22 protein-coding genes are annotated in these 23,911 nt (G+C 58.2%); 19 read left to right on the top strand and 3 right to left on the bottom strand.

The window, feature by feature from the left end; translation table 11 throughout:
• Positions 1–6: 6 nt before the first annotated feature.
• The 7 genes from QP994_RS02100 to QP994_RS02070 all read left to right on the top strand — a co-directional run bounded on the left by QP994_RS02100 (position 7) and on the right by QP994_RS02070 (position 6,768).
• Positions 7–387, top strand: coding sequence for a hypothetical protein (locus QP994_RS02100; protein WP_284865204.1), 381 nt, complete (start codon positions 7–9; stop codon positions 385–387).
• Positions 380–1,054, top strand: a complete 675-nt coding sequence (locus QP994_RS02095) for an HAD family hydrolase (RefSeq protein WP_284865203.1) — start codon at positions 380–382, stop codon at positions 1,052–1,054. The genes QP994_RS02100 and QP994_RS02095 overlap by 8 nt, the downstream gene beginning before the upstream one ends.
• A gap of 15 nt (positions 1,055–1,069) precedes the next feature.
• Positions 1,070–1,333 carry a phosphoribosyl-ATP diphosphatase gene (locus QP994_RS02090; protein WP_284856357.1) on the top strand — a complete coding sequence of 88 codons (264 nt, stop codon included), beginning with the start codon at positions 1,070–1,072 and terminating at the stop codon, positions 1,331–1,333.
• A gap of 19 nt (positions 1,334–1,352) precedes the next feature.
• Entirely contained in the window at positions 1,353–2,198 is an 846-nt protein-coding gene (gene hisG, locus QP994_RS02085) for an ATP phosphoribosyltransferase (RefSeq protein WP_284856356.1), read from the top strand.
• A 20-nt stretch (positions 2,199–2,218) separates the two neighbouring features.
• The gene (aspA, locus tag QP994_RS02080; protein ID WP_284856355.1) at positions 2,219–3,637 is read left to right on the top strand and encodes an aspartate ammonia-lyase; all 1,419 of its coding nucleotides are present in this window, start codon (positions 2,219–2,221) and stop codon (positions 3,635–3,637) included.
• A 134-nt stretch (positions 3,638–3,771) separates the two neighbouring features.
• Entirely contained in the window at positions 3,772–5,082 is a 1,311-nt protein-coding gene (locus QP994_RS02075; RefSeq protein ID WP_284865202.1) for an anaerobic C4-dicarboxylate transporter, read from the top strand.
• 21 nt (positions 5,083–5,103) lie between these two features.
• Positions 5,104–6,768 (top strand): formate--tetrahydrofolate ligase, encoded by a 1,665-nt coding sequence (locus QP994_RS02070; protein ID WP_284865201.1) that lies wholly within the window; start codon positions 5,104–5,106, stop codon positions 6,766–6,768.
• Here QP994_RS02070 and QP994_RS02065 read toward each other — a convergent pair.
• Complete coding sequence (locus tag QP994_RS02065) at positions 6,765–7,595, bottom strand: RecB family exonuclease (RefSeq protein WP_502869992.1); 831 nt, start codon at positions 7,593–7,595, stop codon at positions 6,765–6,767. The two genes, QP994_RS02070 and QP994_RS02065, sit on opposite strands and share 4 nt — an antisense overlap.
• Before the next feature lie 15 nt (positions 7,596–7,610).
• Here QP994_RS02065 and QP994_RS02060 point away from each other — a divergent pair, with 15 nt between their 5' ends.
• From QP994_RS02060 to arc, 3 genes are read left to right on the top strand one after another with little or no spacing between them, the layout of a single operon-like run.
• Positions 7,611–8,822: a M18 family aminopeptidase gene (locus QP994_RS02060; protein WP_284865200.1), complete on the top strand. Its 1,212-nt coding sequence runs from the start codon at positions 7,611–7,613 to the stop codon at positions 8,820–8,822.
• A 37-nt stretch (positions 8,823–8,859) separates the two neighbouring features.
• A complete protein-coding gene (locus QP994_RS02055) occupies positions 8,860–9,693 on the top strand; it encodes a tRNA (adenine-N1)-methyltransferase (RefSeq protein WP_284856350.1) in 834 nt (277 codons plus the stop codon).
• 23 nt (positions 9,694–9,716) lie between these two features.
• A complete protein-coding gene (gene arc, locus QP994_RS02050) occupies positions 9,717–11,216 on the top strand; it encodes a proteasome ATPase (RefSeq protein ID WP_284865199.1) in 1,500 nt (499 codons plus the stop codon).
• Between the two features lie 23 nt (positions 11,217–11,239).
• On the opposite strand, the gene QP994_RS02045 is transcribed toward arc, so the two are convergent.
• Together QP994_RS02045 and pdxR are read right to left on the bottom strand one after the other, a co-directional pair.
• Entirely contained in the window at positions 11,240–11,572 is a 333-nt protein-coding gene (locus QP994_RS02045) for a type II toxin-antitoxin system PemK/MazF family toxin (protein WP_284856348.1), read from the bottom strand.
• Between the two features lie 263 nt (positions 11,573–11,835).
• The gene (pdxR, locus tag QP994_RS02040) at positions 11,836–13,230 is read right to left on the bottom strand and encodes a MocR-like pyridoxine biosynthesis transcription factor PdxR (RefSeq protein WP_284865198.1); all 1,395 of its coding nucleotides are present in this window, start codon (positions 13,228–13,230) and stop codon (positions 11,836–11,838) included.
• Positions 13,231–13,297: 67 nt separating this feature from the next.
• Here pdxR and pdxS point away from each other — a divergent pair, with 67 nt between their 5' ends.
• The 9 genes from pdxS (at position 13,298) to QP994_RS01995 (ending at position 23,887) form a co-directional block, all read left to right on the top strand.
• On the top strand, positions 13,298–14,188 hold the full coding sequence (gene pdxS, locus QP994_RS02035; protein WP_284865197.1) for a pyridoxal 5'-phosphate synthase lyase subunit PdxS: 891 nt from the start codon (positions 13,298–13,300) through the stop codon (positions 14,186–14,188).
• Between the two features lie 242 nt (positions 14,189–14,430).
• Positions 14,431–15,624 carry a hypothetical protein gene (locus QP994_RS02030; RefSeq protein WP_284865196.1) on the top strand — a complete coding sequence of 398 codons (1,194 nt, stop codon included), beginning with the start codon at positions 14,431–14,433 and terminating at the stop codon, positions 15,622–15,624.
• A gap of 1,238 nt (positions 15,625–16,862) precedes the next feature.
• A complete protein-coding gene (locus tag QP994_RS02025) occupies positions 16,863–18,173 on the top strand; it encodes a TrkH family potassium uptake protein (RefSeq protein ID WP_284865294.1) in 1,311 nt (436 codons plus the stop codon).
• The gene (locus QP994_RS02020; RefSeq protein WP_284854839.1) at positions 18,166–18,855 is read left to right on the top strand and encodes a potassium channel family protein; all 690 of its coding nucleotides are present in this window, start codon (positions 18,166–18,168) and stop codon (positions 18,853–18,855) included. Before QP994_RS02025 ends, QP994_RS02020 begins: the two co-directional genes overlap by 8 nt.
• Before the next feature lie 22 nt (positions 18,856–18,877).
• Positions 18,878–20,380 (top strand): depupylase/deamidase Dop, encoded by a 1,503-nt coding sequence (gene dop / locus QP994_RS02015; protein ID WP_284865195.1) that lies wholly within the window; start codon positions 18,878–18,880, stop codon positions 20,378–20,380.
• Between the two features lie 10 nt (positions 20,381–20,390).
• Positions 20,391–20,573 (top strand): ubiquitin-like protein Pup, encoded by a 183-nt coding sequence (locus QP994_RS02010; RefSeq protein ID WP_284865194.1) that lies wholly within the window; start codon positions 20,391–20,393, stop codon positions 20,571–20,573.
• 35 nt (positions 20,574–20,608) lie between these two features.
• Positions 20,609–22,000, top strand: coding sequence for a Pup--protein ligase (gene pafA, locus QP994_RS02005; RefSeq protein WP_284865293.1), 1,392 nt, complete (start codon positions 20,609–20,611; stop codon positions 21,998–22,000).
• Positions 21,993–22,949: a helix-turn-helix transcriptional regulator gene (locus QP994_RS02000; protein WP_284865193.1), complete on the top strand. Its 957-nt coding sequence runs from the start codon at positions 21,993–21,995 to the stop codon at positions 22,947–22,949. The genes pafA and QP994_RS02000 overlap by 8 nt, the downstream gene beginning before the upstream one ends.
• Positions 22,946–23,887, top strand: coding sequence for a helix-turn-helix transcriptional regulator (locus QP994_RS01995; protein ID WP_284865191.1), 942 nt, complete (start codon positions 22,946–22,948; stop codon positions 23,885–23,887). The genes QP994_RS02000 and QP994_RS01995 overlap by 4 nt, the downstream gene beginning before the upstream one ends.
• The last annotated feature ends 24 nt before the right edge of the window (positions 23,888–23,911 follow it).

Here is a 23,911-nt window from a genome sequence, read left to right as displayed (position 1 = left end):
GCGACTATGACGATCCGTGAACAGTTCCAGGACGATGTCAACGAGTTCATCGACGACCTGACCACCTTTGCCACTGGCTCCTACCTCAACGAGGGTGACAAGGAGTTCTGGGACGAGCCTTTTGATCCGGCTGTGCTGCCTGATCTGAAGCGACTTTTGGAAATGTACCTTGATGCCCTCGATCTCGTCGATGCTGACCCGGGTGCGGACAAGCTGAATGCCGTGGTGGAACCGTTTTTCACGAACCTCCATGAGTTCAACGCGCAGCACGCGGATGCGGTGCTCGAGCCAGAAGAGAAGGCTGATCTCCAGGACTTCGCTTACCGTGCGGCGGCAGCAACGGGCGCTACTGAGGACGCCCTGAATTCCCTGCCTGAGCTTGACTAGCGCGCGGCCTGCCGCTGTCTTTTGGGACATGGACGGCACGATGGTGGATACGGAGCCTCTGTGGGGCATAGCCACGTTTGAGCTTTCTGAAAAGCTTGGTCGCAGACTCGATGCAGAACAGCGCGAGCGGACTGTCGGTGGCAGCTTTGCCAACACGCTGCGCGTGTGTGCCGAGTGGGCAGGCGTGGAGCTTCAGCCCGGTGACTATGAGCATTACCGCGCGTGGATGTATGAGCGGATGGGTGAGCTGTTGTCAGCGGATGTGCAGCCGAATCCGGGAGTGCGGGAATTGCTCGCATCGTTGCTTATCGACGGCATCCCCATGATGGTCACCACCAACACCGAACGCGAGTTGGCGGATCGTTGCATCGATGCAGTGGGGCGTGAATTCTTCTGTGGTTCTGTGACTGGGGATGAGGTGCTCAACCCGAAGCCGGCCCCGGATATGTATCTGGCTGCTGCTCAAGCAGTGGGGCAGGACCCCAAGGATTGCCTCGTGTTTGAGGATTCGTGGGCAGGAATGAGCGCTGCCGCTGCGGCTGGATGCGTGGGCCTTGGTCTTGCAGAGAAGGTTCCGGAGGGTGTTGTGCCGCTGGACCCGCAGGAATTTGTGGGTGCTGATGCGGAGTGGGTTTATGCCCGGTTCCGTGCAGCAAGCTCGCAATAGATTAGAGTGATCTGCGTGAAAAACTTCGATGAACTCTTCGCAGAACTATCCACTAAAGCTGTCGAGCGTCCTACTGGTTCCGGCACGGTAGAGGCACTGGATAAAGGCCCGCATGCGATTGGCAAGAAGATCATCGAGGAAGCTGGCGAGGTGTGGATCGCCTCCGAGTACCAGTCCGATGAGGAACTCGCCGAGGAAATGAGCCAGCTCATCTACTGGACGCAGGTGATGATGGTCTCCCGTGGCCTGACCCCCGACGACATTTACAAGTACCTCTAGAGGAGAACACACCGCCGCCATGATCAAGATCGCTGTTCCCAACAAGGGTTCCCTGTCTGAAGCTGCCACTGAGATTCTCAAGGAGGCCGGCTACAAGGGCCGCGGAATCTCCAAGGCGTTGAATATTGTCGACGAAGCCAATGACGTCGAGTTCTTCTTCCTGCGTCCGAAGGACATTGCCATCTACGTCGCTGGTGGTCACCTTGACCTCGGTATTACCGGCCGTGATCTTGCCAAGGACTCCCGCGCGGAAGTAGAAGAGGTTTTGAGCCTCGGGTTCGGCGGTTCGACCTTCCGCTTCGCTGCGCCAGCAGATGAAACCTGGACGGTGGAGGATCTGCACGGAAAGCGCCTGGCTACCTCCTACCCGCACTTGGCGGCTGACTACCTCGCTGAACGTGGCGTTGAGGCAGAGGTCATCCGTCTTGATGGTGCGGTGGAGATCGCCATCAAGCTCGGTGTTGCAGATGCGATTGCGGACGTGGTGTCCACAGGTGCAACGCTGCGCCAACAGGGGCTGGCTCCGTTTGGGGAGCCGATTGTGAAGAGTGAGGCTGTCGTCGTGAAGCGAAAAGGCCGTGAACTCACCGCGAACGATGAGGTGGTGCTTTCCCGCATTCGGGGTATTCTCACTGCTCACAACTTCCTCATGCTCGACTACAACATCTCGCGCGAGAACCTGGATGCAGCAGTGGCGGTGACCCCAGGGTTAACCGGTCCGACCGTGTCGCCACTTCAGCGTGAGAATTGGGTTGCTGTTCGTGCAATGGTTCCGCGGAAAGAAGCGAACCTTCTCATGGATCGACTTGCAGCTACGGGCGCGGAAGCGATTCTGGCTTCTGAACTGCGCATCGCCCGCATCTAGAATGTGGTAATAGTGGCCCCATGGGCTACAGAACTGAAGAAGACTTGCTTGGGACGATTGATGTCCCCAATGAGAATTACTACGGCGTCCACACCATGCGTGCCGTAGACAACTTCCACATCTCCTCCACCAAGGTCCAGGATTTCCCGGACTTCGTGCGTGGCATGGTCATGGTGAAGAAGGCTGCAGCGATGGCTAACCGTCGTCTGCACACGTTGCCGAAGGACAAGGCTGACGCGATCATCGCCGCATGTGACCTCATTCTGGATGAGGGGCGCTGCATGGATCAGTTCCCCACGGATGCCTTCCAGGGTGGCGCTGGTACGTCGGTGAACATGAACACCAACGAGGTTGTGGCCAACCTCGCGTTGGAAACGCTGGGCCATGAAAAGGGCCGCTACGACATCATCAACCCTAATGATGATGTGAACATGTCCCAGTCCACCAACGACGCGTACCCCACTGGTTTCCGTCTTGGTCTGTACCACGCACTGCAGGGCCTGCTCGAAGAGTTTGACAAGCTGCAGCATGCGTTCCGTGCAAAGGGCGATGAGTTTGGGGACATTTTGAAGATGGGCCGCACCCAGCTGCAGGATGCTGTACCGATGACTCTGGGTGCTGAATTCACTGCGTTTGGCTCCAACTTGGCGGAGGAACAGCGCACGCTGAAGAGCGCGGCGAATGATCTTCTGGAGATCAACCTTGGCGCCACCGCCATCGGTACTGGTGTGAACACCCCAAGTGGCTACCGCGACCAGGTTGTTGCGGCGATGCGTGAGGTGACCGGTCTGCCTATCTCCACGTCTCCGGATCTGATTGAGGCAACCTCTGATACCGGCGGATACGTGATGGCTCACTCTGCGATCAAGCGTGCAGCGATGAAGCTGTCCAAGATATGTAATGATCTTCGCCTGCTGTCCTCTGGCCCGCGCGCTGGCCTCAACGAGATCAATTTGCCGGAGCGCCAGGCTGGTTCGTCCATCATGCCGGCGAAGGTCAACCCGGTGATCCCCGAAGTGGTCAACCAGGTGTGCTTCAAGGTCTTCGGCAACGACCTCACCGTGAGCATGGCTGCTGAAGCTGGTCAGCTGCAGCTCAACGTGATGGAGCCGGTGATCGCGCAGTCCCTGTTTGAGTCCATTCACTTGCTGGCCAATGCTGCTCGCACCCTGCGTGAGAAGTGTGTTGTGGGCATTACCGCTAATGAGGATGTGTGCCAAGCGTACGTGGACAACTCCATCGGCATCATCACTTACCTCAACCCGTTCATCGGTCACCACAACGGAGATCTGGTGGGCAAGGAAGCTGCTGCAACCGGTCGTGGTGTCCGCGAGCTCGTTCTGGAGAAGGGCTTGCTGGATGAAGAAACGCTCAATGAAGTTCTGAGCAAGCAGAACCTAATGCACCCGGAGTACCGCGGAAAGCTGTATCTGGACTAGCGCGAAGAGACATCGGTATCTTCCGGGTTTGTTAAACCGCACACAATCGGGAAAGAATCCGCTTGGTTTTATGGCCAAGCGGATTTTTACATTCCATACTGGCAAGAGGACTGTTTTTGGAAAGTGGGATCACCATGTTGCTCGTCCTTCAACTCATCATCTTGTTCGGCGCTATTGTTCTTGGCGCACGGTATGGATCCATTGCGATTGGTTTCGCAGGCGGCTTGGGGGTGTTGCTGCTCGGCGCGACAGGAATGTCGGTGACGGCCGAAGATATTCCCTTCGACGTCATTGGCATCATCATGTGCGTTATCGCCGCGATCTCCGCCATGCAACGTGCGGGTGGCATGGATTACCTCGTCTACCTAGCGGAGAGGTTCTTGCGGCGGGATCCGAAACACGTCACTTTATACGCGCCTATTGTCACCTGGCTGATGACGGTTCTGGCGGGGACTGGGCACACTGCTTTTTCTACGCTTCCAGTCATCGTGGAGGTGGCCAAAGAAGGGAAAGTGCGACCATCACGCCCGTTGTCCGTGGCCGTTATTGCCTCGCAGATGGCAATCGTGGCATCACCCATCTCCGCCGCCGTCGTGTTCATGGCTTCGATCCTGGAACCGCTCGGTGTGAGCTATCTTCAGTTGCTGGCCGTAATGCTTCCAGCGACTTTCCTGGCTATTTTCCCTACCGCCTGGATTGCTAACCGTTTAGGCAAAGACCTGGGCGATGATCCCGTATATCAAAAGCGACTGGCGGACGGACTGGTTAAACCACCAGCTTCGGAGACCGGATATGTGCCGACACGGGCAGCGAAGGCTTCGGTTGCGATCTTCCTTCTGGCGATTGTGGTTGTGATGTTCTACGCAACCCTGATCTCCGATCAGGTGGGCCTGATCGCTGATCCAACTATTCCGCGTAACGAAGCAATCATGGCGATCATGCTGGCTGCAGCTATGTTGATTGTGATTGTCACCAAGATTTCAGCAGCGGAGATCCTTGGCACCCAAGTTTTTCGTTCCGGTATGTCCGCCACGGTCTGTGTGCTTGGTGTTGCTTGGCTGGGCACGACCTTCATTAACCACTACATCGATGACATCCAAAGCATTTCTGGCAATGTCTTGCAATCCCAGCCGTGGTTGCTTGCTGTGGTGCTGTTCTTTGCTGCCTCTTTGCTGTACTCACAGGCAGCGACCGCAAAAGCTCTTATGCCGGCGGCTCTTGCCATCGGGGTGAGCCCTCTGACTGCTGTCGCGGCCTTTCCCGCTGCGTCGGCGCTATTCGTTCTTCCCACGTATCCGACTCTGCTCGCAGCGGTGGAAATGGATGACACTGGCTCTACGCGAATCGGCCACTACGTCTTTGATCACCCCTTTATTGTCCCCGGCGTGTTCTGTATCTTCGTCTCAGTGCTGCTGGGTTATGGCATCGGGGCGGTTGTCCTCTAGCTTTCGCCTAGGCTGGAAAATATGAACCAACCGATGACTGACGTTGAAATTGCACAAGCCCACACACTCGAGCCGATCACAGACATTGCAGCAAAAGCGGGGGTTCCCGAAGATGTACTGATTCCTTATGGCCATTCGATGGCCAAGGTGGATCTGCAGAAGATTGAGGGGACTCCGAAGGGCAAGCTCGTCCTTGTCACCGGTGTGTCCCCGACCCCGGCGGGTGAGGGTAAGTCCACTGTGCTCATTGGTCTCACCGATGCCTTGGCACAGCGCGGACACAACGTTGCCGTGGCGCTGCGTGAGCCGTCGCTCGGCCCAGTCATGGGCATTAAGGGTGGTGCTGCCGGCGGTGGTTACTCTCAGGTCGTGCCAATGGAGAACATCAACCTGCATTTCACGGGGGACTTCCACGCAATTACCAGCGCCAACAATACGCTCGCTGCGATGATCGACAACCACATCCAGCAGGGCAATGAGTTGCGTATCGACGAACGCCGGATCACCTGGCAGCGCTGCCTTGACGTGAATGACCGCTCACTGCGCAAAGTGGTCACGGGCCTTGGTGGACCAGGTAATGGTTTGCCAGCAGAAACGGGCTTCACTATTACCGCCGCCAGTGAGATCATGGCCATCCTTGGTCTGGCCACGGACTTGGAGGACCTTAAGAAGCGTCTGGCTCGTATCACCATTGGTTTCACATATGACCTTAAACCTGTCACAGCGGGGGAGATCAAGGCTGAAGGTGCGATGGCGGCGCTGCTCAAGGAGGCGATGAACCCGAATTTGGTGCAGACCCTCGGCGGCACACCCGCCTTCATCCATGGTGGCCCCTTTGCCAATATTGCGCATGGCTGTAACACCCTCGTCGCTACGCAAACAGCGCGGGCTTGTGCTGACATTGTTCTCACAGAGGCGGGCTTTGGTTCGGATCTTGGTGCTGAAAAGTTCTTTGACATCAAGGCTCGTTATGGCGACCTCGATGTTGCTGGCGCCGTCGTCGTGGCTACGATTCGCTCGCTGAAGTACAACGGCGGTGTTGCCCGCGAAGACTTGGAACAAGAGAACCTCGACGCTCTGCGCGCTGGCGTGGTGAACTTGGAGCGCCATGTGGAGAACATCCGCAAGTTCGGCGTCACACCTGTTGTGGCACTGAACCGCTTTACGTCTGACACCGAGGCGGAGATGAATGCTATGCGCGAATGGGCTGCTGGTTTTGGTGTGGCTCTGGCGCAAGCCGACGTGTGGGCCAAGGGCGGGCAGGGCGCACTTGAGCTGGCTGATGTGGTGCTAGACAACCTCACTGAAAACACTTCGACGCAGCTCTATGACGCGGCTGACGGGATTGAGAATGCGATTGAGACCATCGCGAAGGAGATCTACCGTGCGGATGCGGTGCAGTACTCCGTCAACGCCCAGCGCGACCTGAAAGCGCTCAAGGAAAACGGCTGGGACACGCTGCCGGTGTGTATTTCCAAGACGCAGTACAGCTTCTCCGATGACCCGGATCAGCTCGGCGCACCGACCGGGCACACTTTGCACGTGCGCAAACTCATTCCACGTACTGGCGCTGGTTTCATCGTTGCTCTGACCGGTGATGTGATGACCATGCCGGGTCTGCCCAAGGTGCCCGCCGCTAACAACATTGACGTGGACGGCAACGGCAAGATCACCGGGTTGTTCTAAGCGCCAGCAGCAGTATCCGCAGTGCTGCCCGGCCACCCCGGGTAGTTCGGCGGGGTACCACCGAACTCAGGACACAGTGACTGGAAGGCACACCAGTCGCACAGCTTGGATTTCTTCGGGCGGAAGTTGCCGGATGTGCCATCGGCCTCGATCTTGGCCCACAAGTCACCTAGGTCTCGTTCGAAGTACTCGAGCTCCTCACGCGAGGGAGCTAGGAACATGGAGTCCATTACCTTGAGATACATGAGTCGCAGCTGGTGGGGGATCGTGCCAAACAAGCGCCAATACACCAGCGCGTAGAACCGCATTTGGAACTGCGCCTCAGCGGAGAAACGTGGCGAGGGTTTCTTGCCGGTTTTGTAGTCCACCACGCGCACCTCACCCGTGGGCGCGATGTCCACGCGGTCGATGAAGCCACGTACTGGCACGCCGTTAGGCAGCACGGTATCCACGTACATTTCCTGCTCGTGCGAATCGAAGCCGAGTGGATTCTCCATCTCGAAGTAGCCGCGCAGAAGAGTGCGCGCATCGACGAAGAGCTGATGCTCATCCTCGATCGGTTCCGCTTGTGTGGAGTCCTGCTCCAACATCGCCGCCCAGGACGGCTTAATCTGCTTCACTGCGGCCGGGTACGTGCGCTGTTCACGGGGCCACGCGTGCATCTCTTCGAGCACAGCGTGCACGAGGTTGCCTTTCACCTGTGCCTCCGTTTTGGGCTCCGGAAGCCGATCAATGGCGCGCAGGCGGTACTTCAACGGGCACTGCTGGTAGTCATTAGCGCGGGACGGAGATAATGCGAGCGGTCGTGGAGTCATATTGCTCTTCATCCTAGAGTGGTGTGTATGCCAGTTGCTCACCAGATCAGCGATTTCACCGAGTTCATCACCGCCAGCCCCAGCGCCTTCCACGCCGCCGCGAATACGCGCGATGCGCTTGTCGCCGCAGGTTTCAGCGAAGACACGGCTACCTCACCAGGAGGGCACGTGCTTATCGACGGCGGCGCCGTCATCGCCTGGTGGATCCCCGAGAACCCAAAACCGGGTTTCCGCATCGTCGGCTCGCACACGGATTCACCCGGGTTGATGCTCAAACCCCAACCGGACGTGCAGAGCGAAGGATTCCGCCAGTTGGCGGTGGAGGTCTACGGTGGGCCGATCTTGTCCTCCTGGTTTGACCGGGAACTCCGCTTCGCTGGGCGGGTCGCTTTGCTAGATGGTTCCACGCGCCTGGCAGACACTGGTCCGGTTGCGCGTGTGCCTAACCTGGCGATTCACCTTTACCGCGGCGACACACCAGAAGTCGACCGCCAAGTGCATACGCAGCCGATCATGATGGTGGATTCCCCGATCATGGACATCGTGGCCGCATCCGCTGGGGTAGAGGTAGACGAGATCGTCTCGCACGAACTTATCAGTGCGGACGCGCAGAAGCCTGAGGTCGTTGGGGACATGTTGGCGGCGGGAAGGTTGGATAATGTGTCGAGCCTGTGGGCGTCGATAAGCGCGCTTTTGCGTGCTGTGGAAGAGGATCCGGACCATGTGCTGGTGCTGGCTTCTTTCAACCATGAGGAGGTCGGTTCGGCCTCCGTCACGGGCGCGGGTGGGCCGCTACTGGAGCACGTTCTCACCATGCTGGCTGAAACCACGGGCCAGCCTATCGACGTCTTCCGCCAGTCCACGATGATCTCCGCCGACGCGGCGCATGCTGTGCACCCAAATTACCCGGGCAAACATGATCCGACGCATCGTCCGCTGATGAACTGCGGGCCTGTGCTGAAGATCAACGCGAACCAGCGTTACGCCTCTGATGCGGTAACCGAAGCCGCGTGGATTCGTGCGGCGCGAGCCGCCAACGTCCCGGTACAAACATTCGTGGGGCATAACTCCGTGCCGTGCGGTTCGACGATTGGACCGATTGCGTCGACACGCCTGGGCATTCCCACCGTGGACGTAGGCATTCCGCTGTTGTCCATGCATTCCGCGCGTGAACTTGCTGGTGTACAGGACCAACTATGGTTCGCGGATGCTCTTACGGCATACTTTGTTGGCGCATAACTGATCTCTGGATTGACCCCCAACCACAAGGAGAACCATGTACTCCGGCCCCTTCCGCCCCGGCGATAAAGTGCAGCTGACTGACGCGAAGCGCCGTCACTTCACCATTGAGCTTGTCCCGGGCGCGAACTACCACACCCACAAGGGTGCGGTTGCCCATGACGACATCATTGGTGCCGATGAAGGCTCTGTGGTGCGGTCTTCCATGGGTTCGGACTACCTGTGCTTCCGTCACCTGCTGGTGGACCATGTGTTGTCCATGCCGCGTGGTGCTGCAGTGATTTATCCGAAGGACGCGGGCCAGATCCTCGTTGAGGGCGATATCTTCATGGGTGCTCGTGTGCTGGAAGCTGGCGCTGGGTCGGGTGCATTGACTATGTCGCTCCTGCGTGCCGTGGGTCCGCAGGGTCATGTGTTTTCCTACGAGATTCGGGATGATCACCTGCAGTTCGCGCGTGACAATGTTGAGGAATACTTCGGCGGCCAACCCGAGTGGTGGACCCCGCGTTTGGGGGATTTCGGGGAGGTCACCCAGGAAGATCTTGGCGGACCTGTTGACCGCGTGATCCTGGATATGGTGGAGCCATGGCACTTCATCGAGACCGTGAAGAACGTGCTCATCCCCGGTGGCGTGTTCATGACATACGTGGCCACCGTGCCACAGCTGATGAACATTGTGGAGGGCATCCGCGCTGCTCAATGCTTCACCGAGCCACGCTCCTGGGAGACCCTGCTGCGTGAGTGGAAGGTCGAGGGCCTGGCTACTCGCCCGGAACACCGCATGAATGCGCACACCGCCTTCCTCGTGTGGACGCGGCGTTTGGCAGATGGTGTCACCCCACCGCGACCGCAGCGTAAGGCTCGCCGTTAAACAGAGCCGATAAGCTAAACAGCATGACCGATCCTGCAGCTGAACTCCGGGAACTGAAAATTCAGAACCAAGCCTTGGGCGCGCGCAATAAGCAGCTGGCTGAAATGCTCAAATCGTCGCGCGACAAGCTGAAGGATCTTTCAGCACAGGTGGAAGTCCTCGGTGAACCAGCGTCCACTTACGGGATCTACTTGGGTCCGGCGCGCCGTGGACAGGAAGCAGAGGTGTTCACCTCTGGGCGCCGGATGCGTTTGAAGGTATCGCCGAACGTGGAGCCGGGTTCCTTGCTCATCGGTGCGCTTGTCCGTTTGGGCGAAGGTTCCGTTGTGGTGGAAGCCTGCGGTTTCACCCGCGTGGGGCAGCTGGGCACCGTGTCGGAGAAAATAGGTTTTGACCGTGCGATTGTCTCCGACATGCAGGGCGCTGAACAGGTGGTGCAGCTGACAGAGAAGCTGCAAAAAACAGCCCGTGCTGGTGACACAGTGCTGCTCGACTACAAGTCCGGCTATGCGTTCGAGCGCATCCCTAAAACGGAGGTCAACCAGCTCTCACTCGAAGAAGTCCCGGACGTCACCTACGACGACATCGGTGGCTTGCACTCTCAGATTGAGACGATCCGTGATTCCGTGGAGTTACCATTTGCGCACCCGGATCTGTACAAGGCCTATGACCTCAAGCCGCCGAAAGGCGTGCTGCTGTATGGCCCGCCGGGGTGTGGCAAGACGCTTATTGCCAAGGCCGTGGCCAACTCTTTGTCCTCGCGTATCGGCGATGGCGGCAAAGCGCACTTCCTCAACGTCAAAGGTCCTGAGCTGCTGAATAAGTATGTGGGCGAGACCGAGCGCCGCATTCGCCTCATCTTCGAGCGTGCCCGTGAACTCGCCTCAGAGGGCCGCCCGGTGATCATCTTCTTCGACGAGATGGAATCCATCTTCCGCACACGTGGCTCCGGTGTTTCCTCCGATATGGAGACCACCGTGGTGCCACAGCTCCTCACGGAGATTGACGGTGTGGAAGACATCGCCAACGTCATCGTCATCGGCGCAACCAACCGCGAGGAACTCATCGACCCGGCTATCCTTCGGCCGGGTCGCCTGGACATCAAGATCCGCGTCGATAGGCCTGATCGCACGGAGGCGAAAGACATCTTCGCACGCTACTTGACCGATGACCTCCCACACGATGGGGAGGTGGACGAGCTCATCCAGGTTGCCGTGGATACGCTCTACGCGCCGCGGCCATTCGTGAAGCTCACGCTTATCGACGGCACCCAGGAAACCCTCCACTACTCCGACTTCGTCTCCGGCGCCATGATTGCCAACGTTGTGGACCGTGCGAAGAAGCTGGCCATCAAGGATGAGATCGCCGGGCACGGGTCCGGCGTGACGGCCGATCATCTGCGCGCCGCGGTGCGTGCGGAGCAGGATGAGAGCGAAGACATGCCCAACGTGTCTAATCCGGACGAGTGGGCGCGTATCACCGGGCGCACTGGCAAGCGGGTAGTCGCAGCTGAGGTGCTGTGATAGCTCGAGGAGCCGAAAGGTAGTTAAATATCGCGCAGACGTATCTCGAGGTCGAACGCGAGCACGAGGGCCCACGCCAGTTCACGTTTTTGTCTGAATGTGAGAAACCCGATCTCATCCAACACACTGGTTCTGGAGACCGTTTGCACATTGTCTAGGTTCACCGCAGATTCGTGATCCAGGCCGTTTCGTTCGTCGACGATCACTTCTGTTTTCACCCCCCGCACCTTGGTGAAAATTGGGGCAACCGTGATAGTAGAAAGATAAGGTACGGCGACGTCGCGTGTAAGAACCACTGCAGGGCGGATCTTATCCAACTGAACCCAGTAGATGCCCCCGGACCGGATGTCAGTCATCGAACACTACGTTTCGGCTTACCCAGTCCACTATAAGGTCGGCTTCTGGTTCGGGGTTATCTCGTAGGATCTCCACGTCCCTGAGCGCGATAAGCCTGCGCAGCTCTCTTTCGACTGCACTCTCGACGATGTCCGCGCGGCTGCGCGCTAGTTCTGATGCGACGGCCTCATCCATAGCGGAAACAAGGCTGTCAGAGATCCTCAGCGATATTTGTCTTGTTTGCGAGTTCATGAAGCCTATTGTATCCCAAAATGGGATGTGTCTAATTGGTGGTAGATGGGGAAGGACAGAGTGCGCGAAGAACAGTGTCGAAATCCTGGTCGGACAAATGCGCGAAGCTCATGATGATGCCCTCGTGCTGTTGTTCCGGCCCAGACCACAGGGACTCTAACCGTCCACATTTGATGCGGTCCGCTCGGAGAGCGGCTGCGAACGCGTCGCGGTCGTTAGAGGAACCGAACGTCAACGCCAGGTCGACGCCATTGGATTCCGCCATTTCGCTTACGTGCGCACCACGGGCTTCGAGCACTGGAACGAGATCGGCCTGGATGATCGCCCGTCGTTTCGTGAGCCTGTTCCGCACAGCCTTCGTGTTGCGGCGAACGTGGCCGCTTTGCAGAAGGTGCGCGACCGCTAGCTGAGTGACAGCGGACACTGGCATGCCGAGGATCTTCCGCGTTTCGCGCACGTCCTCAGCGAAGGACGGGGGAGTGACAACGTAGCCGGCTGAAAGGTTGCGGCTGAGCAATGTCGAGAAGGTGCCCAGAGTGAAGACATCTGCCGCCGTGTTCAGCGCCGCCAGGGGCGGTTGTGGTGCGAGCCGGTAGCGGAGCTCCGCGTTGAAGTCGTCCTCGATTAAGACAGTGCCGGTCTCGGCTGCCCAGGTGAGGAGTTCGGAACGACGCCCGGCAGGCATCGACGCGCCGAGGGGGTGCTGGAAGGCGGGGGTGACAAGCACCGCATCCAATTCTTTGGGCAAAAGATGTACGTTCACGCCGGACTCGTCGACTGAGCACGGCACCGCTTCGTGTCCCACAGTCGGGATAACGCGGCGCAGGCCGGGGTGGCCAGGGTCCTCAACTCCGACCCTCAACTGGCCGTGACGCTTTGCGAGGGTGAGCAGGATGAGCATGAGGCCCTCACGCGAACCGCCGGTGATGACAATCTGGTCCTCACTTACAGTCAGACCGCGGGTAAGGCGAAGATGTTCGGCGATCGCACACCGTAATTCGGGTTGCCCGGCGGCGTCGATGGTGATGGCAGGTTCCGCGGCAGCCTCCCGCCACGCTTGGCGCCACGCGGCGGGGCGGACGCCGCCGGCATGTCCCGAAGACGGCTTCAACGAAATAGTTTTTTGCGCTGTTTCAACTTGTGGCCGAAAAGTAGGCTCTTTCGCCGTCCCTGGGATCCCGGCTGGCAGATCGGGGTGCACGCGCGTTGGCGATCCCTGCGATGCGAGCAGATAACCTTCGCTGATGAGCTGGTCATAAGCGGTGACCACACTCCCCCGGGAAATCCCCGCCAGTTTTGCCAGCTCCCGTGTTGAGGGCACAACGTCCCCCGGCTGCAGTGATCCGTCGGTGATCGCCCTCCGGATCGCGGTGGCTACTTGTGCGGGGAGGGGGATGGGGAGGGAGCGGGAGACGTCGATAAGCATACTGGTCCAAAGAATCTAAATAGAACTGGCACTAGGAATCTACCAGTGGGCGGGGGAGACTGGCACAATGACTTTCACTACGAATCTCTCCAAAGCTGAACTGACCGAAACTTTCAAGGGTGGCGTGATCATGGATGTGGTCACCCCTGAGCAGGCAAAGATCGCGGCCGATGCTGGTGCCGTTGCCGTTATGGCTCTTGAGCGAGTCCCAGCGGACATCCGCGCCCAGGGTGGCGTGGCCCGCATGTCTGACCCGGACCTCATCGAGGGCATCCTGGCTGCGGTGGATATCCCGGTGATGGCCAAGGCGCGTATCGGCCACTCGGTCGAGGCCAAGATCCTGGAGCACCTCGGCGTGCACTATGTCGATGAGTCTGAGGTGCTCAGCCCGGCTGACTACGTCAACCACATTGATAAGCGTGGCTTCAACGTGCCGTTCGTGTGTGGTGCCAGCAACCTGGGTGAGGCACTGCGTCGTGTCAACGAGGGTGCTACCATGATTCGCTCCAAGGGTGAAGCAGGAACAGGTGATGTCTCTGAGGCCACCAAGCACCTGCGCACCATCAAGGGTGAGATTGCCAAACTCCAGTCCATCTGGAACTCCAACCGCGATGAGCTGTACGTTGCCGCCAAGGAGCTCCAAGCGCCCTACGAGCTCGTTTCCTACGTGGCTGAGAACGGCAAGCTGCCGGTTCCGCTCTTCGTTGCTGGTGGTGTGGCCACCCCGGCTGACGCAGCGCTCATGATGGAGCTCGGCGCGGACGGTGTCTTCGTTGGCTCCGGTATCTTCAAGTCCGGCAACCCCGAAGCACGTGCTGCTGCTGTAGTGAAGGCAACGCAGAACTGGCAGGACATTGCCACCGTTGCGGAGGTCTCCCGGGGCCTGGGTGAGGCCATGGTGGGCATCAACGTTGCTGACCTGCCGGCACCGCACCGTCTTGCGGAGCGCGGCTGGTAAACAACTCGAACAAAGGAAGCTGTCGCAAGTTCTGTTCTATTTAGACAAATGGGAGGGGGTGGGTTATACCAGGATAATTTGATTAAAATGCCTAGGGCAGAATGCGTGTCTTGTCTGGGACCGGGTTCGTGGAAGTTGACAGGAAGTTTGTATGTGTGGCTCTGATTCAGAAGATATTTAACCGATAACGACTGAACAATGGCCAGGGTAAAGGTCAAGACGTCAGCAAGCCCGGACTAGGAATGGATCGTAAGAAAATGTCCGCAAACCCGAGATTGAGGGTGTTTGAATTTACTCAAACTCTCTCTTCGTGGAAAGACGATATCGTTAACAATTGGGGATGGTCGGATCCAACGTTTCTAGTCGGTTTCCTGTCGATGATTTTTACAGCCGTCGTACCCGTCATTCTATGGAGGATGGGAGCGCGACAATCAAAAACAAACATGGAGCTGCTGGATAGACAAGCCATTAGCCTGTCGCGCCAGGAACGAATTGTGGAGTGTCAGAGGCGCGATTCTCTATTATCAGAGCTTTCAGATGCTGCCAATGAAGCTTATCTGCGAGTCGTATGGGACGAGATCAGAGAATTTCCTGAGAATGATCAGAAGCTCTTGAGGTCGATTATTCGAACCAATCCAAAAATATCGCTTCCAGGTTCCAACCGTGGCCTGAGATTATTGGACGAGTTAGATCAGGATTCTGTGGATGATTACTGCAATGGATTGGAAAGGCGTTACGGAGTTTGTAAAGAGCTTTCCGCCTATCGAGGGCTTTTAGATTTTTTGCGGCTTGTGTCTAGAGAGAACTTGAATATTGATACTTCCTTAGTCGTTGAACTAGTAACAGGGGAATCAGCGGCCGTAGAAAGACCGACACACTTGTTCTTTACAGATCTCGTGCTGATCCATCCCCCGTGTGCAGCGCAACTTATTTATCGATCCGAGGGTATTGATGCTCAAACGGCGGGTGGCCTCAAGCTCAATGTCCTTACCGGAGTATTTTTGGCAGTAAAACTTGTTGAAAAAGCCGACTTCGAAGCCCTGAGGGTGAGTGGCAAGAGTAGAGACGATATAAAGACGGAATTTGTTAGGTCTATTCCTCTTGCTCTGGCTCACCTAATGCATCGGGGCGGTTTACGGTCAGTGGAGAGATGGTCGTATTCTGATTCGTCCGAGAAGGTATCCGCAACTATCGCATGGTTGATCTTTGCAGTCGGAAAATTTGCTGATGTAGATGACCACTGGGCGTCTCGAATGGTTGAAAACCTAGAAGCTGCAATTTCGTCCATTCCTGCTCAAGATCGACGCTGGGGCGTTGATGCCCAGGATATTCGTGAGGGTTTTGATCAGATCAGAGTGAAACAACCGGCTTTGTGGGCAAGGTTTGGTGGCGAACTTGAAAAGGCGGCATCAGAGATCGGATCTTGGCGTTCGTAGCAAGTCCTTGGGTTTTTGTTTAGAAGACTGAAATGGTAGCGGTGTGGTGAGTATCTGGTAGCGCCTGAGTGAGTATCCGGTAGCGGAGGCTCGCCAGGGCTCCGCACCTGCGGCGAGTCGGTCAAGGGTTCAGAGATGGTGGCGTTGTCAAGGGCGGGTTTGATACCGGCGCTCCGAGGGCTCGGTACTGCCGCGTTCCGAGTAGTTGGTACCTGGACAGCAGAGCCGGGCCGACTGTATGGCCCCGGCTGCAGGCATTACTCGTTCGAGCAGGCCACTGGGGGTGTCCTTGCACATGGTGAAGACTTCTATGCGGGTTCGGTGTCCGCTATGTTGCAGCCGGCTCTCCGTCAGCGTTATTCGCGATTGCCCGCAACGGTTCAGTGTGTCTTCGGTGCCCAGGGGGCTCGGCTCGGGCTCGCCAGAAACCCCACTACCACTGTTGACGGCCTGGAATCGAGACAGCGGTGCAGTCCGCGAGTAGGGCTCCAGGCATTTCCTTCGTATAACGGGTTGGAGCTGCCACAGCATCACCGAAACACGGTACTTCCAGCATCAACTATGAAAGCGCCCTGCAGTACCGAGTACGCGGAACACCGGTACCAGCTACGCGGAATCGCGGTACCAACTACCCCGAATCGACAGGTATCAAGGATGGGCTTGGGCCGCTCCTGAAGCGAGATGAACTGCAACCGCGCCTTGTTCAATTTAGTGGCGAAGAGTCGGGGGCGGCCGTGGAGGCTTCCGCGGTATAGCTCCAATTTCAGCAGCGGACTCCATCCGGAACGTGCCGCACCCGAATAAAGCGGATACAGGAACCATCACCCCATGCAATTTGAGCCGCTACCGGATGCTCACTGAAGCGCTACCGGATAGTCACGACACTGCTACCAAATAGCCGGTCGCAACAGTTTTCCTTCTAGTGATGTTTTGCGGCTCGTCGCTTGGAATGCCGACACCTTGGCGACTATCTGAAAGTGAGGATCGTAACCTTCTAGTAGAGGAGCTTGCGGAATGAATAACAGCCACATGTCACGCTTGGGTATGTCGCCCCTGTTGAGACCGAAGCAGCATGTTTTGGGCAGTAAACCAGGTGAAAGCAACTACAGAAAGCTCGGAAAACGCGTTAAAAGCAAATCCCGGGATAGCTCGAAAAGCACACGAGCGCATGGTCTACAGGAGTAGGCTGTGCGCTCGTGAAACTTATACCATCGTTCGGGCTGAATAGCCCGGCGCGCATGACGGCGGTGGGCTTCCTGTTGCTCATCTTTGTGGGCACGCTGCTGCTGATGCTGCCGGTGTCCGCTGTGGGGGACACGTGGACGCCCTTTATGCCGGCGCTGTTTACCGCAACTTCTGCGGTGACCTTGACTGGTCTCATCGTTGAAGACACGGGAACGTATTGGACTGGTTTTGGCCAGGGCGTGATCATCGTGCTCATCCAGCTTGGTGGCTTGGGCATCATGTCCTTGGCGGCCTTGTCTGGTCTGGTTGTGACAGGCAAGGTCAGTTTGAAAGCGCGGCGCACGGGGGCTGCTGAAGGGCGACCGATGTCCGGTGCTGGTTTGCGGCGCACCTTGATCTTCACGGTGCTGTTTACCTTGGCTGCGGAGGTTCTCATAGCGCTGGTCCTCGGCCTGCGCTTTGCGTGGGGCTATAACCATTCGTCTGGTCGCGCAGCGTGGGAAGGCATCTTCCATGCGATTTCAGCATTCAACAATGCGGGATTTAGTACGGAGAGCGACAATCTTGTTCCCTTTGCCGCGGATGCCTGGATCTTGCTCCCCATTGCTGTCGGGTTTATCGCCGGCGGTTTGGGCTATCCCGTGTGGTCCGAAATAGCATCACGGGTTCGGCACCGGACATCGCGCGCTCGCCGCATGTCGTTGACGGCGCGGATGACGTTCGCAGCAACGGGCTTTCTCCTTCTCGCCGGCACCGTGTTGATTGCCTGTACGGAATGGGAAGGCCAGCTGGATGACATGCCCGTGTGGCAGAAGCTGCTCAATGCGTTTTTCTCCGGCGCGTCACCGCGGACGGCCGGGTTCAATTCCATTGATTTTGGGGATGCACACCCCATCACGCTCATGGGCACGGACCTGCTCATGTTCATTGGTGGTGGCTCAGCTGGTACCGCGGGCGGTATCAAGATCACCACGGCCGTCGTGCTGTTGGCTGCCATGGCTTCAGAGTTCCGCGGCCGGGAAGAAACAACCGTGGGTAAACGGACGTTGCCGGAGTCAGCCACCCGGCAGGCACTCGCTCTAGCATGTGCCGGTTTTGCTGTTGTCATTCTCGGTGTTGGTGCTGTGCGAGTCTTTGACCCGGAGTTCACCGGTGACCAGGTGGTGTTTGAAGTGCTCTCCGCCTTCGGCACGGCTGGTTTGTCCACTGGTATCACTGCGTTGCTGTCCGCACCGTCGCAGATTGTGCTGTGCTTCATCATGTACCTCGGTCGCATTGGCTCTGTCACATTCATTGCAGCGCTAGCCGCATCGACGTTGAATCGTCATTACAGCTACCCGGAAGAAAGGCCCTTCATTGGCTAAGCAGATTCGCGCGTTCCACCGCTCCCATGGACGCATTAACATTCCACCGGTCATGGTGATCGGCCTCGGTCGCTTTGGTATCTCTCTCGCCTCGGAGCTCACAGCCAACGGCGTGGAAGTCCTCGGTGTCGATGCAGATAGTCGCGTGGTCAAGGAGCACGCGCCGTACCTCACCGATGCTGTGGTGGCAGATACAACAGACCCGGAAGCACTAGAGCAGCTGGGCCTGGATGACATTGAGTGTGTCGTGGTTTCTGTGGGTAGCCAGCTGGAAGCATCCATCCTCACGGTTTCGCACCTGCTTGATGCTGGTGTTCCGGATATTTGGGCGAAGGCGAGTTCAGAGCCGCACGGCCGGATCCTGAGCCAACTGGGCGTACACCACGTTGTGCACCCAGAGCGAGACACCGGACGCCGTGTAGCGCACCTGCTTGGCGGCAAGTTCCGGGAATTCGCCGAGGTCACTCCGGGTTACTGCGTGACCTCGATGAGTGCACCCCATGCTTTTACCGGCTTTGCCTTGGACCTGGAGGAGATCTGGCGGAAGCACCGCGTGCAGATCATCGCGATGAAACACGACAACGGCGATGTCATGCCGATGGTCAATGGGACGGTGCTCGCGCCCTCCGACATCATCATCGCTGGCGGTAGCCCAGCTGCACTGGAATCTCTCAACAGATAGGCGGCTATTAAGCTGAACTCTCATGACGCGTTTCATGGGTACAGAGACCGAATACGGCATCACCACCCCCGCCCAGCCGGGTTTGAGTCCGATTGTCAGCTCCACCCACTTGGTGGTGGCGTATGCGGCGATGCACACGGCGGCTCGTGCCCGCTGGGATTACCAGGATGAACACCCGCTGAAGGATTCGCGCGGGTTTGACCTGAAGCGCTACCAAACGGTTCCCATCGTCGCGCCGGATGCGCTGGGTGTGGCCAATGTGGTCACTGAAAACGGGGCGCGATTTTACGTCGACCACGCCCATCCGGAGTACTCAAGCCCGGAAGTCTCCGATGCGTTCAGTGCGATGGTCTATGACGCGGCCGGCGACATCGTTCTGGGCCAAGCAGCCGCGCGCGTGCAAGAGCTCTACGAAGAAGGAGTCTCCGTCCTTCATGGGCACGATCCGTGCCCACCGGTGAAGCTGTACAAGAACAACGTTGACGGCAAGGGCGCATCCTACGGCTCGCACGAGAATTACCAGTACTCGCGTTCAACGCCGTTCGATGCGATCACGCAGGGCCTTATCCCGTTCTTTGTTACCCGCCAGATCTTCACCGGCGCGGGCCGCATGGGTTTGGGGGAAGCCGGGGAGGAGGATGGTTTTCAGATCTCCCAGCGTGCAGATTATTTCTTCCAGGAGGTCTCGCTGGAAACCACTCTTAACCGCGGCATCATCAACACCCGCGATGAGCCCCACGCAGATGCCACGCAATTTGGGCGCCTCCACGTCATCGTGGGCGATGCGAACATGTCGCAGTACGCGAATCTGCTCAAGCTCGGCACCACGAAACTCGTGCTTGATGCGATTGAACAGGGCGTTGACTTCAGCGATCTGCGCCTTAATGACCCGGTTGCAGAACTCAAGGCAGTCTCGCGGGACTTGAACTTCACGCACGAATTGACGCTAATCGACGGCTCATCCACCACCGCCATTGCCCTCCAGCGGGCGTATCGGGATCATGTGGTGGCGGAAACGGACGCGGATAAGCAAGTGCATGCCTTGTGGGGCGAGATCCTCGATGATCTGGAGCGCGAGCCGCTGAGCACGGCGGATCGGCTTGATTGGGCGGCGAAGTACACGCTGATCAATGGGTTCATCCAACGCGGAGTGGGCTTGGGCGATGCGAAGTTGAAGGCCGTGGACTTGCAGTACGCGGACATTGATCCGCAGACCTCGCTCTATCACGCGCTCGTGCGGGCGGGCAGGATGCGCACGCTCGTCAGCGCGGAAGAGATCGCGCATGCAGCGGCGAATCCGCCGGAAGATTCGCGTGCCTACTTCCGTGGCCGCGTGGCTGCAAAGTTCGGGGCAGATGTGCTGTCGTCGAGCTGGCAAACCATTCAATTTGATACGACACAGGGGCCACGGACGATTTCGATTGCCGCGGTGGACAAATTCACCAAGGCTGACGTGGCCCGCATTTTGGACACGGCCAAAACAGCGGATGACATCGTCGCTGTCCTTGGCACACAGGCGAAGTAGGGTAGAGGACATGGCTCAAGAGCACATTACGAAGCACTCTGGTGGATCCGAGGACGAGGGCGACGCCCAGGACGCCGGCCAGGTCACCATCAATACTGCCGGCACGGATGATCTGTTGGATGAGATCGATTCGCTGCTGGACAACAACGCTGAGGAATTTGTGCGTTCCTACGTGCAAAAAGGTGGCCAGTAGTGGCTGATCATCCTGTGGTCTACCCGCGCCGCATTATGGGCGTGGAAACCGAGTTTGGACTCACCGCTATGCGCGATGGCTCCGCGGTCCTCGGACCTGAAGAGATCGCGCGTTACCTGTTTAAACCCGTCGTGGCTCAGTACAAGAGCACGAATGTGTTCACGGAGAATGCTGCACGCCTCTACCTCGACGTCGGTGCGCACCCGGAATACGCCACGGCGGAATGTGACTCGCTGACCCAGCTACTCAACCACGATAAGGCTGGTGAACTGCTGTTCAACGACTTGGCTGCCCAAGCGGAGGAGACTCTGGCGAAGGAGGGGATCGGAGGAGATATCTACATGTTCAAGAACAATGTGGATTCCGCAGGGAACTCCTACGGCACCCACGAGAACTATCTGATCAGCCGTGGACTTTCGCTGAAGCACTTTGGTAAGCGCCTTCTGCCGTTCCTGATCACGCGACAGTTGCTGTGCGGTGCCGGCATGATCAAGAACGGTCAGTTCGTTCTCTCCCAGCGCGCCGATCAGGTGTGGGAGGGCGTGTCGTCTGCTACCACGCGTACCCGCCCCATCATCAATACCCGCGATGAACCACATGGAGATTCTCGCCGATTCCGCCGCATGCACGTCATCGTGGGTGATTCCAACATGGCTGAACCTTCCTTTGCTTTGAAGATCGGCTCCACACAATTGGTCATTGAGATGCTCGAGGCCGAGTGGGATATTCCGGCTTTCGACGTCGCTGAGCCGATCAAACACATCAAGGAAATCGCTGCGGATACCACTGGCCAGACACCACTGGTGCTCAAGGATGGTTCCACGGTGAGTGCCCTTGAGATTCAGCGTGGCGTCTACGAGGCAGCAACCCGCTGGCTGGAACAGCGCCCTGATGAAGGCACCCCAGTTGAGGAGCTGCGCCGCGTGCTTGAGCTGTGGGGACGGGTGCTTACGGCCGTCGAAAAGCAAGACTTTGAGCCTGTCAGCACTGAGATTGACTGGGTGATCAAGCGGAACCTGTTGGAGCGTTATCGTGCGCGCCTGGGCGGGGATTGGTCCCACCCAAAGCTGGCGCAGATCGATCTGGCTTACCATGACATCAACCGCGAGCGTGGCCTGTTCTACCTGCTGGAGCGCAAAGGCATGGTCAAGCGGTGGACAACCGATGAGGCAATTGCAGCCGCCGCGCATACCGCTCCAGAGACTACGCGTGCACATTTGCGTTCGGTGTTCCTCAAAGAGGCTCGTGCGCTTGGTGCCCACCACACCGTGGACTGGGTTCACCTCAAGGTTGATCGCCCCGTGCCGCAGACCGTGGACCTGCAGGATCCGTTCGCGGTGACAGATTCCCGCGTGGATGGTTTGCTGGACTATATGCGTGAACACGCCGATGAACTCGATGCGCCACTAGGGGGAATTCGTGGCTAAACCTTCCAACTCTGTGCACCCGAACGCGGATGCCGCGATTCAACGTCTGACCAATCTCACCTTTGCGCTGCTGGGCTCCGACCGTCCCCGCGAGTACGAGTGGGTGCGCAGCAACGTTGAGGGGTATGAGAATCGAACGGACGTCGCGTTCAAGCGCATGATCACCCGCGATGTCGTATCTTTGAAGCGTGCCGGCGTGCCCGCGCGTGCGGAAAACGGCCTGGTGTGGGTGAACAAGGACGCGTACGAGCTGCCACCTATTTCCTTCACCGATGAAGAAGCATTCGTCCTTGGGCTAGCGGGAGACCTCGGCACGCAGGGGAGCCTTGGTGCTTTCGCGCGTTCCGGTTGGACCAAGATTGCCGCTGCTGGTGCCACGCGCACGTTTGATGAGGCTCCCATTGCAGCTTTAGACAACGATATTTCGCGCTTGGACTCAGACATTGTGGCTGCTGTTACCGCGTGCGTGCGTGCGAAAACCAGAATGCGCTTTGACTACAGGCCTTCGCCCACTGCGGACGTGCAAACGCGGACAATGGATCCGTGGGGGATCGTTGCACTAAACAACCGCGCTTATGTTGTTGGTTTTGATGTGGAGCGCCAGGCACCGCGCAGCTTCCGTGCTGTACGCGTATCCAACATCCGCAAAGTCCAGGTCACAGATTTCACTGAAGCTGACAAGCCGCTGCAACAGGTGGTGGAGGAGTCCCTGCGTGGTCCAGTTGTCGATGCGGTGGTAACCATCGAGCCAGGCACGTGCACTGAACTCGCGGCCGCTGGTGTAACCCGCGCTGACGGCGCTCTCGTCTTCAAAGGTGTTGAACGCGATTGGCTCGTGCGCACCGTGGCCAGTTACGCACCACACGCGGTCGTCGACGAGCCAGCGGACGTGCGTGACAGCGTGGTGGCATTGCTGCGCGCTGCTGCACAAGGAGGCGAAGAGCAATGACGAAGAAGGACAGCCCGGAGAAAATCTCTCACCTCGTGCGCACGCTCAACCTCATTCCGTACCTGCACAAGCACCCGCACACGACGCCGATGGAGATCGCCCGCGACCTTGGGTATTCGCACACGGACGTGATGGACGATCTGCAGCGACTCATGCTGTCTGGGGTGGGCAAGCGCCCCGAGGAACTGATCGATCTCGCCCCTGAGTGGACGGGTGTCACCGTTATCGATGACCAAGGCATGAACGCGCCTTTGCGCTTGACTCCCACCGAGGCCAACGCCTTGCTTCTCACCCTCGAATCGCTGGAAACAATGCCGGGTCTCATTGACCACTCTGCGGTGACCTCGGCCGCCCAAAAGATCCGTGAAGTGATGAGCAATGTGGGCGTGTCTGATGCTGAGCACCCGGATACCCCCGGTGCATTGGGCACGATTTCCGAAGCGCTGGCGCAGCGTCGGATGCTGCGACTGAACTACTACTCAGCCACATCCGACACAACCCGCGAACGCACCGTCGCCCCAGTTGGCATCTTCCATCGCGATGGCAATACGTACCTCTCCGCAGTGGAGGAGGGCGCAGCGAAAACCTTCCGTGTCGATCGCATTAAAGATGCATTGCTTATCGACGCCCCCGTGCCCGCCTCATCTACCCCCGGCGGCCCGGTATACGACGCGACCGATCCTTTTGGCTTCGGCACCGCCAAGGTGGCCACGCTGCGCATCCACCCGGAAGCAACCTGGCTGGCAGATTTCTGGCAGATTGAGCTCCACGACGAGCGTGATCGAGGGTGGGTCGTAGCCTCGATGCCGTACGGCAGTGATGACTGGCTTGTGCGTTTTTGCTTGAGTCAGGCTGACCGTGTGGCGGTCACCGAGCCAACGCATATCGCCGAAGAGCTTGCCGCTCGTGGAAAAGCTGGCCTTGAGCGTTATGCTTGACGGGATAGTTCGCCCCACTGTGTG

The sequence above is a fragment of the Corynebacterium sp. MSK044 genome, assembly GCF_030232825.1.
In the GTDB taxonomy this organism is placed as follows: domain Bacteria; phylum Actinomycetota; class Actinomycetes; order Mycobacteriales; family Mycobacteriaceae; genus Corynebacterium.
This window is presented reverse-complemented; position numbering and strand designations above follow the sequence as displayed.